The organism is Mongoliibacter sp. (genome assembly GCF_007692705.1).
Lineage (GTDB): Bacteria > Bacteroidota > Bacteroidia > Cytophagales > Cyclobacteriaceae > Mongoliibacter.
Genome location: NZ_REBN01000149.1, coordinates 1 through 13,946, shown reverse-complemented (window position 1 = coordinate 13,946; position 13,946 = coordinate 1). Strand labels below are relative to the sequence as shown.

Sequence of the window (13,946 nt, the reverse complement as noted above, 5' to 3'; positions counted from 1 at the left end):
GCTGCTCCTGAAAAGTAGCATGGTCCATACCTACTCCATGGATAAAAACCAAGGTAGGTCCACCGGATAAGCCTGATAGCTCATAATAAATGTCTCCATACGAACTTACAATAACCCCCTTTTTCATGATCGATCAATTAGGTTTATCAAGATGTCCATCAGGCAATTATTGAATGCTTTGGGATCGTCCAGGTTGGCCACATGGCCCACACCCTTCAACTCGATCACCTTTGCTGATGGATTGGCATCGATGGCCTTTAGCGTTGATTTTAACATCCCATTAATCCCACTATCAAATTCACATTTGATCAGGGTATAGGGAACACGGCTTTGCGCTATAAATCCAGTAAAATCATAATTTACCAAATTGTACCTGAAATGGGGAATGGCAGGTATGGCCTTTTCAAACATTTGATAAAAAACATCCTTGGAGGCCTCATTGGTGGCCGTATGGGAAACCATCAATCTCAGGTACCAATTTTTAAAAAACCGGAGCATAAAAGCGTCAATCCCCCTAAATACAGGGGCAAGGAATTTTGGAAATTTCATCTGCCCAGTAGTACCGAAAGTGGTTAAGCTTAAGAATTTTTCAGGAATTTTTCTGACTACTAGATAACCTATCACCCCTCCTGCAGAATTACCAACATAATGTATCCGTTCCAAATGAAGGTTCTCAATCAATCGGAGAATATCTCCTGCAAAAACATCTAAGGCGTATTGCTCAGTAGTATTCGGTGCGGGGTTTGGAGAATCCCCATGGCCTCTTAAAGATAGGGAAACAACCCTGTACTGATCAGAAAAAAAATCATGCTGCTTTTCAAACTGAAGAATACTCGCGCCTGCTCCATGGACAAAAAGGATTGTTTCTCCATGATCGGCTCCTGCAATGGTATATTCTAGATTGATCGTATTCATTAGGCATTCAGATTAATTTAACGGCATAAGTTCAAATCTTTACCATAGAATTCGAAGCAAATTTCTCTTAAAAAATTGGTTTGAAAAATGATAATAGTCAGGGTTCTCCCTGTTTTAATTCATGGAAGGATATTGATCACCCACCGCCGCCTTAAGGTCTCTTCCAATTGCAATCTGAAAATAAGTAATACTGAAAAAGACCATAATTTATTAAAGCGAAACCTTACTCTGATCAAAACAACAACTGGCATATTGGGCTCCACTTTGCTATTTTTAAGTAAAAGGATTGACAATATCCCAAGATCCGTGTGATTCTGCCGCATTTTTATAAACTGTATACTGCTCGGCACTCCTCTTTTTGTAAGATTCAAAAACGGGGTTTTCTTAAAAAAAAGTTGGCATTCTTCTCGGATTCCCAAACACAAAAAAGAACATAGATTCCAAAGTTGGGCAAGGAGCTGAATCCGTTTTTACCACCTGTACCCAAAAGCTTAAAAAAAGTCAATCTAAGGGTTCCTGTAAAGAATGATAAGCGCTTTTCATCTGCTTGAAGGCCTACCACTTATTTGAAAAACCATAAATCCTGAAAAAACTGCATACAGTAATTTGATTTATAAATTCAATAAAAAATTTGCAAAATTTAATTGCTTGATGATTCTCGTTTCTCGCCTAGTCCACCTCTACCATATATTCAGCCTTAGGCCTCATTTCACCAATAGCTTCCGACACTATTCCATTTTCCCTGAACAATTTCTCCACCTCTTCCTGCGCAGACTTTTCTACAGCGACCAATAAACCCCCACTGGTTTGGGGATCGCATAAAATCTCTTTAAAACTGTCATCTTTTAAACGCACATGATGCCCGTAGCTACTCCAATTTCTATAAGTCCCACCGGGAACATTCCCTTGTTCTAGGTACAAATGAACCTCTTTGAATACAGGTACTTTAGCATAATCAATCTCAGCTGAAAGATTACTTCCTTCACACATTTCTACAAGATGGCCCAAAAGACCAAATCCGGTAACATCCGTCATAGCCTTGACACCCTCCATCTTTGATAAATCCCTACCTATAGCATTTAAAGTTGTCATTGATTTGGCTGCAATGCCAACGTGCGCCGGACTGATATTTCCTTTTTTTTCTGCTGTTGCCAATATGCCTACCCCCAAAGGTTTTGTCAAATACAGTTTACAACCCTCAGTGGCTGTATCATTTCTCTTGAGGTGTTTGAGGTCGATTCTTCCCGTTACTGCAAGCCCAAAAATTGGTTCAGGACTGTCAATACTGTGCCCTCCTACAAGTGGGCTTCCAGCTCGAAGACATACTTCACGACCACCCGCAAGCACCTGCCTGGCAATTTCAGTAGATAATTTTTCGATGGGCCAACCAAATATGGCTATGGCCATAATAGGCTGCCCACCCATGGCAAAAATGTCACTGATGGCATTGGTCGCAGCAATCTGACCAAAGGTAAAAGGGTCATCAACAATCGGCATAAAAAAATCCGTGGTAGTAATGATCCCTGTGCCATCACCCATGTCGTAAACAGCTGCATCATCTTTGGTGCTGTTTCCAACAATAATATTCTGGTATTGAGCGAAAGGATTGTCTGTTTGTAACATCTCAGACAATATGGCTGGGGATATTTTGCATCCACACCCTGCTCCATGGCTAAATGCTGTTAATTTTATTTCGTTCATCTTTTATCGTCTTAAGAATTTTAAGGGCATTTTCCCTGTGTTCAGTGTTGTCTAGTTCGCAGTGAATTATATTCCCTGACATTTTCTTTTGTAAGCCCCTCAAGTAATATTTGTCGTAATAATCCAAAGCCATAAGGGCTACATTGTAAAAATCTTTTTTATCCAGGTAATCAAGAATTTCTTTGGTCCTTAATCCTCCAAGGCGCTTGGAAATCCTATAAATGCCTTCTTTCAGTTTAACATTACTACTATTTGCGTAACCTTCCACCAAGTGTCTTGCACGCACTTCTTTAGGTATCTCGAGAAAAAGAAGATCAGCAGCCCTCATTTGATTGAAAAAAGAACGCGGTATTTTAACATTGCCGATATTATGACTCTCGTCTTCTATCCAGATAAACCTGTCCAAATTTAGTTTACTGAGCTCGAAGTAGAGGTTATTTTCAAACTGCTCCACTGTAGGCTGTTGCCCCTGCCCTATTCCTCCAAATGCAGAACCTTTATGACATGCCATACCTTCCAAATCAATCACCTGCTCACCTTGCTTTTGTAATTCTTCAAGAATGATTGTTTTCCCACTTCCTGTATAGCCTCCAAGAACCCGGATTTTTAACGGTATTTCAAAGCTATCCAATACCCTATTCCTAAAAGCCTTGTATCCACCATCCACGACCAAAACTTCTTCAAAACCATTTGAAGATAAATGCTCAGCAAAAGCCTGACTTCTCATACCTCCGCGCCAACAATGTACGATAACTTTACCATGGGGAGCCACATCAAAAGCACTGGAAATAAAATGATTGAGTTTAGGGGTGACATATTTGTATCCCAATTCAACGGCAGCCTCTTGTGATTCCTGCTTGTAAACAGTTCCTACATGGACCCTTTCTTCATCTGAAAATAAAGGAATATTGATAGCATCGGGAATATGTCCTTTTTGAAATTCACCCGGAGATCGCACATCAATTATGGGGAATTTTTCTTTCAAAGGCTCTCCAAAATTGATCTTTCTCACCATACCCTAATTTAATTATAATTTCAGCTGAAGGCCTTTACTTTCCATTAAAAAAACAATGTGCACAAATCGAGCGGAATAACTATGTTAAAACATCAAATTCACCATTATGTTTCATGTATATTCCTTAATAACGACGAAATAAATGGAGACATTTAAAGCTATATGCACATCTGATATGATGACAGACAAAAATTAATGTGATTATACGCTTCTTTGCCATTAACCTTAAAACATAAAATTCATGTTTGCATTTGACCAATCCCGATAAACCGGGACAAGTTGTCTATAAATATCAAATATCAATTAGTATCGAAATGATTCAAGAAGCAACCATAAATTATTCTACCGGCACCATTCCGAATACACAGAAAAATTAATAATCAAATCTGCATATTTGAGTTTATCAAAATTTAAAATTACTTTGAATTTTCTTATTTTAACTTATGTCCAATTACCTTAAGAAAACAAGAAACTACTGGATATCAGATGCTTCCTTTGTAACGCTTCTGGGAATGCTGATTTTTACAATCTTTATTCTACCGGTATTGATTGATAGTAAGGGAGATACGGCAATCTTTTTAAACTTCATGTTTATCAGCCTCTTTTTTATAGGCGTTTTTTCTTCGAATAACAAAGGCTATCTCATAGCCAGCATTTCCTTGCTTACCATACACCTATTGTTAAGGTTAATTCGGTTCACAGATAATCCCCATGAGTTTTATCTACTGGAAAGGGTAGTAATCATTTTGAACCTTATGCTCTTGGTGGTGATCAATATCAGTTTGTTGTTCAGGGATCAGGAAATCAATACCTACAGGGTGATCGGAGCGGTAAACGTCTATTTGTTATTGGCATTGGCAGGAGCTTTCGGCTTCGAGTTGATTCAATTGACATCAGGAAATGCCATTGATGGAAATATTGAATTGCTTGGCAGAGATGGAGATTACGGAACTTATATTTATTTCAGTCTTGTCAGTATAAGCACAGTGGGCTTTGGCGATATTTATGCCGAGGGCATAACCGCCAAAATGCTGGCTGTTTTTTTATCAGTTTTAGGGATACTTTATCCAGCGGTGATCATCGCCAAATTGGTCTCCTTTTCCACTGAAATTAAGAAATAAAACTGACTGTTTTTTTAACATACCCCTTCTCTCATTTTTTGACACATGTTTCATCATTAGCTGAAATTGGCTGGATTAGCCTAGTTTACAATCAAGATTCACACGCCAATCAAACCCTGAAATGGCTTATGACCAACCGCTATTGCATACCCCTTCAGGTTAAATTTTTGAAAGGGCTTGATCAAAGTCAGCAATAATATCTTCTATGTTTTCAATCCCAACCGCACAGCGAATAAGGGTCTCTGGTATTCCCAATTGCTTACGTTCCTCCTCTGTAGCTTCCACATGACTGGTCACTTTTGGAGGGCCTATCAAAGTACTCACAGATCCTAGACTTGCCGCCAAATGTGCCAATTCCAGGTGATTCAAAAAGACTTTCACCTCCTTAAAATCCCCTTTTACAGAAAACGACAATACACCTCCAAAACCTGTCATTTGCTCAGATGCTATTTTATGTCCGGAGTGTGATTCCAATCCCGGATAAAATACCTGCTCAATTTTAGGATGCTTTTCCAAATGCTCCGCCAGTTTCATGGCATTCTCATTCTGTCGCAACACCCGTAATTCCAGTGTTTGGATTCCGCGCAACAACATATAAGCCGTATTGGCATGCAGGCTGGCTCCGTTGATTTCACGGTAATGAAATACCTGATCAATCAACTCTTTTCTCCCGCATACTACGCCGCCCATGGCATCCGAATGACCTCCAAGGTATTTGGTCGCACTGTGTAATACAAGGTCTGCTCCCAATGCCAAAGGGCTTTGGTTGATCGGTGTAGCAAAGGTATTGTCCACCACGACCATGGCACCTACTTGATGGGCTGCTTGAATAAGCCTTTTTAAATCCAGAATTTTCATGGTGGGATTTGTAGGTGTTTCCAGGTAAAGCAGTTTGCATCCTTTTTTTAATTCTGCCTCAATTTCATCATGGTCTTCAGTATCACAGAGGCTTACCTCAATTCCATATTTGGGAAGAAATTCTAAAAAAACAATACTCGTACCTCCATAGGTATCATTGATAGAGACGACACGATCTCCTTTCGACAAAAAAGTATACAAGGTGTTGCTGATGGCTGCCATCCCTGTTGAAAAGCTGGTGGCTGCTTCGGCATTTTCAAGTACCCTCACTTTTTCCTCAAATACGGCTACTGTCGGGTTGGTATTCCTGCTGTAGATATGTCCTTCTTTTTTTCCAATGGCCACATCAAACCAGTCATCAACATTATCATAACCGAAGGTTACACTATTCACTACAGGAACCTGGGTGGCTCCCTGGTAAAACAAGTCGCTTTGTCCTCCCCATACTGCTTTGGTCCCCTGTTTTTTGCCTTGCATTTCTTTGTCTTTCATAATTGATGTGTTTATATTTTTCAAAATAGGTTTTGAAATACATTATCCCAAACAATATTATAGCTTAATCTTGATCTCCACCTTCGAAGAAACCCAGTCCATCCCTACCCTATTTCTTATTTGCCTATTGCTACCAAACCAATTTGCATTTAACCAATGTGGAATTGCCCTTGTCATCATCTGAGATAAGAATAAGGTTTGCACCCTCATTTGAATCTTCACTGTCAACGGTCACGGATTCAATCTTGAGTTTTTCCTCGCCGTGGGGAATCAGGCAATATTCAAAAGTATCAGAAATACCTGCATCCAGTAGGTCTATGGTCCCGATCATACTGCCGAGGATTTCTCCGTCATCATAGGCATTGTCGGTATCTTCCACAGAAGCTGTAAAAATGATTTTGGAGGCTTTGGGGAGAACAGATGCTCCTGAGAACCCTGCTTCAATGCCATTGATTTCTGGTAAAGTGAAGGAATAACACTTTGGTTCGGGGAAAGCTAATTCACCTTTTATGTACTGCAAGAACTTCTTGTAGTCAAACTGGAAAATTACATTTTTCTTCCTGTTGAAATGAATCAAGAAGCAGCTGTAAATTTTTCTACTGGTATCTTTCCATATATACATATAATATTTAAATGAATATCTTATACTTTATCATAATCCGTATTGAATTCTTTTAAAAATTAATTATTTTTCATACGTTAAACCATAATAGCCTTAAAGGCTTAAGAGGTTTTTATCTTTCCAATCGACAGAATTGACAAATAATATCTTTTCAACTCAATGAAAAACCAGTTTTTAAGTGCCTTGATTTTAGGAATTACATTATTAAGTTCCTGTGAAATGTCCCAGAATACAGATCCGCAAATTTCAACTGAGCCTACGGTATTGTTTCCATCTGAAAAACTCAATTTTTCCAGTTTTCCGCAGTCAACAAATTCTGTGAAATTCCTGATTTTCCCTAAGGAGGATTTAAAGCCTTTCAACCGCTTGATCCTACTCAATCAAGATTCAGATACACTCAGCATCAGCTCATTGGAACCTGCTTCTTTTCAAAGAAACCAGTCTATTGGGGAGATAGAATACGGTTTCGAAGAGGGAAAGTCTTATCAATTGCTGGTAGAACAAGTGATCAATGCTGACAGTGTTTCCATCTTTCAATTACCGGATTACCAACATACCTTCAAAGCTGATCTCAACATCAGTTCCTTAGCCACATTTGAGCGTTTTGGGGAATTTGACCTTAGCCCTGATAGGAATTATTTATTCGTGAAAGACTTTGAGGGAAATACCCAGTCCAACCACAGAATCGACATCAACAACGGGGAGATATTGGATCTTGACAATGAATTGGGCCAAAAAATACGGGCAATTGACAAAAACAACATGTTGTACGTGTCACCTGGCACTTTTGAATCTGATATCATGCTGTATAATGTGGAAGACAAAACCTCTGTTCCTTTTGGAATTACCCGTGGAAACGGAGGGGATGTATCCAGAATAGCTGATGGTCATGTTGTATTTTCCAATCCAGTTGAAGGGGAAAATAGAACACTCACAATAGTCAACCTGCAAAGTGAAGAAAGAAGGGTTATTCCTGCTTTTGCTTTCGGAAATTCTTTAAGGGAATATGTGATTGGACAAAAGATTTTTGGCAACTCCATTTTGGATGTTGAAAGCGGGACTTTGGGCGAGGAATTATCCCCCTTCCAGGGAACTGCCTTATTGCAATACCGACCTGAAGAGGAGCTTGTTTTTTACAGACAGGGACTTGGGCCAGAAGCTGCTGAAGCTGGGTTTTCAGCAAAATTTGTAGTGGCCAAAAAAGGAGGACAGGTCATCTTTGAAACCGAGGAGAAAAGACATGTGACATATACGCTTCCTTCAGAAGTAAAGATTGTGGACAATAAATTTTTGGTCTATGTAGCCTATTCAGCAGCTCAGGATGAACATAGGGTGAGCGGCTTTTACCAGGTCGACCTTTCTCAGGGAAGCATGGAACTGGTTCATGCCGAAAACCGCTTGAATGTCCAACCTAATGCATTGGTGCAATTGGGAGATAAGCGCTGGCTGTCCATTTTCTCGGGAGAAATACAAATCTATCAGCTAGATTAAATCCTCGTTTGTCACCATACGCCTAAAGCATAAAAATCAGGCGGCCATTCTGAGATCCTTGAATTGTATTTCGAATGCAGCACCGTTTTTGGAACTGATCTTTAACTCCCCTTCAATTTGTCTGGTAAGGGTACGCACGAGTTTCAGTCCTAAGGATTTGGTCTTTTCAATGTCCAAATTTTCATCTAGACCCTTACCGGTATCTTTGACCAAGAGTGTATATGTTCCTGGTTCGGACTGTTCAAAGATGATGTCTATTTCTCCGAAGGACATATCTTCAAAGGCATATTTCAGGGAATTGGAAAGCAGTTCATTGGTTATCAACCCTATTGGAATAGCCAAGTCCATATCCAAATTGATCTCTTCAGCCACAATGTTGATATGAATGTCTTTATCAGACCTGTAGGTCTGAGTCAAGAAATCACTTAATTGGCGCATATACTCCTGCATATTGATTTTAGACAGGTTTTCATATTGATAAAGCTTTTCGTGGATCAGGGCCATAGTTTTCACCCTGCTTTGGCTTTCCTTCATGGCATCTTTGACTTTATCATCCTGCAAGCCACGGGTTTGCATGCTGAGAAGACTGGAAATGATCTGAAGGTTGTTTTTGACGCGGTGATGGATTTCCTTCAAGAGCAATTCTCTTTCCCCATTCTGTTTGGCTATTTCCTTGTTTTTATATTCCAGGGTAACATTATGCCTTTTTCTGATTTGGGCCAATCTGAAAAATAAGCCAGCCACTACAATAAATAAAATCAAACCTCCAATACCCATATTGATCTGGGCCTGTTGCTTTTGTGCACGTAGGCCCTGAATTTCCTTTTCCTGCTCTAACTCCAGGATGGCCTGATCCTTTTTCTCCGTTTCATATTGGGTTTCAAGCTCTGCAAGGTTCCTGTTTTTGGTCTCATTAAATATGGAATCTTCATAGACATGAAATAAGGTTAAAAAATCAAAAGCATTTTTATAATCTCCTTTGCTTTGATAGGTTTCATATAGACCTTGGTAGGAATTTCTAATGGCCTGTAGGTCATTCAATTCCGTACTGATCGCAAGAGACTTTTCTATATAATCCAAGGCTTCAGTATTATTCCCTACTTTGTGGAAAGCATATCCCATATTGAATAGGAAGCCGGCATAAGACTGGTTTTTTTCATTTTTCAAATAAGCCAATGATTGCTGGTAAAACTGTAATGCCTTTTCATAACTGTTCTTTGAAAACTCCATATTGCCCATCATATTCAATACCATTCCCATTCTATTCGACAAACCGTTTTCCTCATAATATTGAAAGCTTTTCTCCGCATAGTATAATGCCGAATCCATACTCCCATGCTGGTATTGGTACCGAGCCATTTTATAATCAAGATTGGCGATTTCGGATCTGTTTTGGCTTTTATCAAAAAAACTCTTGCTCTTCAGCAGTGATTTGTATTGCTTTTCAGTCTCACCTTGAAATTCATATACATCAGAAAGCCTTGAATTCAGTCTATGGATCAGAAATTCATGCTGATTTTTTTCAGCAATCCTAAGTCCCTTCAATAAAATGGCTAAACCTTCATCATCCCTGTTCAATTCGGAAAGCACTGAACTTTTATTCATGTAAAAACCGATCCACCTGACATCCATTGAATCCAGATAGCTGTTCAATAGTGAGTCTGTTTTGTTATAATTCTGCAAGGCTGAATTGAATTCCGACAACATGTAATTGGTCAGGCCAATATTTTCATACACATTGGCGAGTGATTTGGCATCATCTAAAGATTCAAAAATGGGGATTGCTTCCCGGTAATTGGTAAGGGCAGAATCATAGTTACCCAATCTCTCATGCAACACACCCAAATTCATTGCCATTCCGGCGGCGTCCTTTTTTATTCCTTCCCGTATATAAATAGATTTTGCGCTTGTAAAACTGTTTTTAGCGGCTTTGATATCTCCCCTATAGAATTCTAGGGTAGCCAAACCAGAATAGAGGTTACCGAGAATTCCCGGTGATTTGGCTGTTAGGGGATCTTGAATGGCTTTATGGTAAAAATCAAAAAACGCCGGATCGAGGGATTCCTCTCCTTTGTCCAATATCTCTGAAATCACTTTTTTGGCCTTTTCCAAATCTCCTGACTCCAGCTGTCTTTGGAAGTTTTTTTCATAAATAGGCAAGGAATCCTGAACCCATTGGGATCCTTGGGAAAAGCCCAAAGAATGGATGAAAACGGTTATAAAAATGAATACTAGAAATTTCATATCAGCTGCAGTTAAAATGAGGTTGTACAATCCATTACAAAATTTCGGATTCAATTGGTGAAAAGTACTTGATTAATGTAGTAATGTACTGAGGATAAACATGAAGGACAAGTTTTAATATGTGTAAACAGGTCTTTACTCCTTAGTCTTTCAAACCCAAACTTTCAACTTTTCTCTAACCTTAAACACCACATTTTGGGCGGGACGAATTTCGACCGGGCCAGCGTAGGCCAAGTGCGAGGATAAGATTCGTCCCGAGTACTCGGAATTGGCTACTTTTTCCTTAATGAAAGTAGCTTCATAATTAAATTCTAATCAGAATTTAGAGCCAAGAACAGGGCTAGAACAATAATTGAATACATATTAATTTAAAAAACTGCCTCTTGAAACAAAAGACAGTTAGTTCTAAATAGACTTATGCAAAGCTTTACTAATTTTTTAACTCAAACCTGATAGGGAGTTGGTATGCAACCTCTTTTGGCTCACCATTTTGCAAGGCAGGGATCCAATTGGGCATTTTATTGACCAAGCGAATGGCTTCCTCGTCCAACTCAGGATGAATACTTTGTGACACATATGGATTGAGGATTTTTCCCTCTTTTGAAATCCTGAAATTGACCAATACCACACCTTCTACCCCTTGTTTGAATGCCATTTTAGGATATTCTATCTTTTCGCTGACAAAAGTAGCTATGGCTTCCTGCCCTCCTTTGAAAGCAGGCAGTTCCATACTTCTCAAAGTTGTCATATTTCCACTGCCTGAAGTATTTTCTGAAATCAAACTTTCTTCCTGTGCAATTCCATAAAATATTGTGAAGAAGGACAATGCGATTACTGTTAATGTAGCTTTCATGATTCATTTGGTTTTGGTTGTAAAAAATTTATAAATGAATCTACCTCAATTCACTGCACCAGGATTCCCCATAGGGAACAAGAGACATGAATTGTGAAAGAAGTGTGCTAAAATGTCAATTAAAAAATTACAGCAATTTGATTTGGTTCAAGAGCCAGCTGTACTGATTCCTGCTGATGGGGATTTCTCTGCCAGCGATATGGACGGAATCTGATTGTATGCTCTCAATTTCCTCCAAATTGATCAAAAAGGACTTGTGCACCCTGGCAAAGCGATTGGACTCCAGCTTGCCTTCCAACTCTTTGAGGATGGTTCGGATCACAAATTTTTTATCTTTGGTATATACCTGTGAATAATTTGCGTCAGCCTCAAAGTAGATGATCTCATTGAGTTTGAGCTTGACCAGCATGCCATTGGTACGGATAAACATGCTGTCATTGAGTACAAAATCTTCTGATTTATCTTCATTGGACTTTTTCACCTGATCTTTGGCAAAATTGGCCAGGGCCATTTCTATACTTGCTAAAATGTCTTTTTCATTGAAAGGCTTGACCAGGTAGCCATAAGGATGTACTGCTTTGGCCCGGTTGAGGGTCTGCATGTCCGAATAGGAAGTCAGCATGATAAAAGGCAAGTGGTAATGTTCATTGATCTCAGCGGCGAGTTCAATACCGTCTTTACCCCCTTTGATCTGAATATCCAACAAGGCCAAATCAGGAGATTGTTCCTCTATCAAAGCCAAAGCCTCCCTGGCACTGATCGCTATTCCACAGACCTCATACCCCAGTTCCTCCAAAATATCCTTCAGGTCTTCGGCAATAACCAACTCATCTTCTACAAGTAATATTTTTATTTTGTCCAAAGTCGTTTCATTAAAAGTGTCATAGAGGAAATGTGAAGAAATATAAAAAGTCTGGTTCAATTCTCATTATACCTGAGAAGACAATTTGAACTTCAAATCATATTTAGCCTTTAAGATACTGAATTATAAATACACCGCTCTCCTACCCTGCCAAATCTACTCCCCTGCTTTATCAGGGAATCATCAGGTTGCTGTTGGCTGATTGTTTGGTTCTATCAAGTCCCACAGGTTCCCATATAGATCCTCAAAAACAGCCACTGTCCCATAGTCTTCCACACTTGGTTCCCTTACAATCTTAATTTGATGGTCTAACAGGTTTTGATAGTCTCTTTTGAAATTATCCGTATGCAGGAAAAGAAACACCCTTCCACCCGTTTGGTTACCGATCCTGCTTTTTTGTGCATCATTGACGCCCTTGGCCAATAACAAAGCACATTCATTTGCGCCCTGAGGTCTCACCAAAACCCAGCGCTTGCTCTCAGAAAGAACAGTATCCTCAATTAAGGTAAAATGCAATTTCTGGGTGTAGAATTCAATTGCCCTATCATAGTCATCCACCACTATTGCTATATGGGCTAAATGTTGTTTCATTTTTGGTTTTTAAACTTTTTAAGGAGTGAGGGATGAGGTGTTTATTTGGTTTCAGCTAGTTTTTCGTTTTATTGTGGTGTGCTTTTGTGCAGGGATAAGGTCATGACAAGTTTTGGTTTGAGCGACTATTGAATGCTGGTTATATTTTTTAAACCTATTGTCCTAATCTCGGATGATCAATCATCCTTTTCATGGTATCAAATAAGGCCTGATAGAAAGATTCGTCCTTTGCATACAATTTATACAGCTCCAGCTCCTTTTTCCGTTGCTGCCCCATTACCTCATCTAAGATTCTCTTGAAAGCCAAGTCACGGTTCTGTGAATCTCTATTATCAGCTACTTTGGTTTTAAAATCTGGATGGGCTTGAATATGTCTGCTGATTGATATGAACTTTACTCGCTGATCTTCCGGTGTAGCATCCCAACCTTGAAACCATCGATCATTGAATGACTTGATGATTTCATCTAAGGGATCTTTTTCTTCGCTGCCTCCATGGGCACCTCTGGGGTTAGGGTTTTGTGGATCCAACTCTGTTGACGAATCATCTAATCCAATAGTATAGTTGAGCTTTGTTCTTTCTAAGCCATAGGTCGATAAATCAACAGATTCCAACAATTCATCTATCAATTCATCTTCCTTAGTCTTGACAATCAATTTAGGAATCAGGAATTTCAAAAACCAAAACAGCTTTTCCCAAGGCAATACTTCATAGGGCATGATGGAAGCCATTTGTCCGTATATCTTCACAAACTGCTTCGCTTTGATTTTAAAGTCTGCCTTTTCATCGTCTTCCAAATCCAATGCTGCATTGAAACGATTGGCTGCTGTATCAATGATAGGACTCAGTTGTTGTGCATCTACACCCTCAAAATACTTACTTACAAAGTCTTCTACTTCTTCCCACTCGTACACACCCACATCATCCAAAGTTCCTTTCAATTCATGTAAAACATTGATATCAGTTGCACCACTGAGTGAGGTGGACGTATAGAATGGGTCAAAGGATAGTTTAATTTCATCCACATCATTGAAAAAGTCCAACACAAATAAATCTTCGGTTTTCTTTCCCAATTTATCAGCTGCACGATTCAAACGGCTTAACGCCTGAACTGCCAAAACACCTTGTAGCTTTTTGTCCACATACATGGTGCACAATTTGGGTTGATCAAAACCAGTCAAG

The 13,946-nt window shown here is 39.3% G+C and carries 11 protein-coding genes and 1 pseudogene; 2 read left to right on the top strand and 10 right to left on the bottom strand.

All coding sequences use genetic code 11. The features are described from left to right. Nucleotides 1–123: 123 nt before the first annotated feature. The 3 genes from EA341_RS09045 to mnmH all read right to left on the bottom strand — a co-directional run bounded on the left by EA341_RS09045 (nucleotide 124) and on the right by mnmH (nucleotide 3,631). Nucleotides 124–915 (bottom strand): alpha/beta hydrolase, encoded by a 792-nt coding sequence (locus tag EA341_RS09045; RefSeq protein WP_293013168.1) that lies wholly within the window; start codon nucleotides 913–915, stop codon nucleotides 124–126. Nucleotides 916–1,584: 669 nt separating this feature from the next. After that, nucleotides 1,585–2,616: a selenide, water dikinase SelD gene (selD, locus tag EA341_RS09040; RefSeq protein WP_293013165.1), complete on the bottom strand. Its 1,032-nt coding sequence runs from the start codon at nucleotides 2,614–2,616 to the stop codon at nucleotides 1,585–1,587. Continuing rightward, nucleotides 2,588–3,631 (bottom strand): tRNA 2-selenouridine(34) synthase MnmH, encoded by a 1,044-nt coding sequence (mnmH, locus tag EA341_RS09035; protein ID WP_293013162.1) that lies wholly within the window; start codon nucleotides 3,629–3,631, stop codon nucleotides 2,588–2,590. The genes selD and mnmH overlap by 29 nt, the downstream gene beginning before the upstream one ends. Nucleotides 3,632–4,074: 443 nt before the next feature. On the opposite strand from mnmH, the gene EA341_RS09030 reads away from it, so the two are divergent. Then, entirely contained in the window at nucleotides 4,075–4,752 is a 678-nt protein-coding gene (locus EA341_RS09030; RefSeq protein WP_293013160.1) for a potassium channel family protein, read from the top strand. Nucleotides 4,753–4,911: 159 nt separating this feature from the next. Here the strand turns inward: EA341_RS09030 and EA341_RS09025 are convergent, their stop codons facing one another. Then, entirely contained in the window at nucleotides 4,912–6,102 is a 1,191-nt protein-coding gene (locus EA341_RS09025; RefSeq protein ID WP_293013157.1) for a cystathionine gamma-synthase family protein, read from the bottom strand. Nucleotides 6,103–6,232: 130 nt separating this feature from the next. Then, on the bottom strand, nucleotides 6,233–6,724 hold the full coding sequence (locus EA341_RS09020; protein ID WP_293013155.1) for a hypothetical protein: 492 nt from the start codon (nucleotides 6,722–6,724) through the stop codon (nucleotides 6,233–6,235). A 159-nt stretch (nucleotides 6,725–6,883) separates the two neighbouring features. Here EA341_RS09020 and EA341_RS09015 point away from each other — a divergent pair, with 159 nt between their 5' ends. Beyond that, complete coding sequence (locus EA341_RS09015) at nucleotides 6,884–8,215, top strand: hypothetical protein (protein ID WP_293013153.1); 1,332 nt, start codon at nucleotides 6,884–6,886, stop codon at nucleotides 8,213–8,215. Between the two features lie 36 nt (nucleotides 8,216–8,251). Here the strand turns inward: EA341_RS09015 and EA341_RS09010 are convergent, their stop codons facing one another. The 5 genes and pseudogenes from EA341_RS09010 to EA341_RS08990 form a co-directional block, all read right to left on the bottom strand. Next, nucleotides 8,252–10,459 carry a histidine kinase dimerization/phosphoacceptor domain -containing protein gene (locus EA341_RS09010; RefSeq protein ID WP_293013151.1) on the bottom strand — a complete coding sequence of 736 codons (2,208 nt, stop codon included), beginning with the start codon at nucleotides 10,457–10,459 and terminating at the stop codon, nucleotides 8,252–8,254. A 430-nt stretch (nucleotides 10,460–10,889) separates the two neighbouring features. Then, nucleotides 10,890–11,312, bottom strand: a complete 423-nt coding sequence (locus EA341_RS09005; RefSeq protein ID WP_293013149.1) for an energy transducer TonB — start codon at nucleotides 11,310–11,312, stop codon at nucleotides 10,890–10,892. 127 nt (nucleotides 11,313–11,439) lie between these two features. Continuing rightward, a complete protein-coding gene (locus EA341_RS09000; protein ID WP_293013146.1) occupies nucleotides 11,440–12,174 on the bottom strand; it encodes a response regulator in 735 nt (244 codons plus the stop codon). Nucleotides 12,175–12,357: 183 nt separating this feature from the next. Beyond that, entirely contained in the window at nucleotides 12,358–12,765 is a 408-nt protein-coding gene (locus tag EA341_RS08995; RefSeq protein ID WP_293013144.1) for a VOC family protein, read from the bottom strand. Between the two features lie 154 nt (nucleotides 12,766–12,919). Continuing rightward, nucleotides 12,920–13,946 (bottom strand): annotated as a pseudogene (locus EA341_RS08990) (type I restriction endonuclease subunit R); the annotation flags it as partial.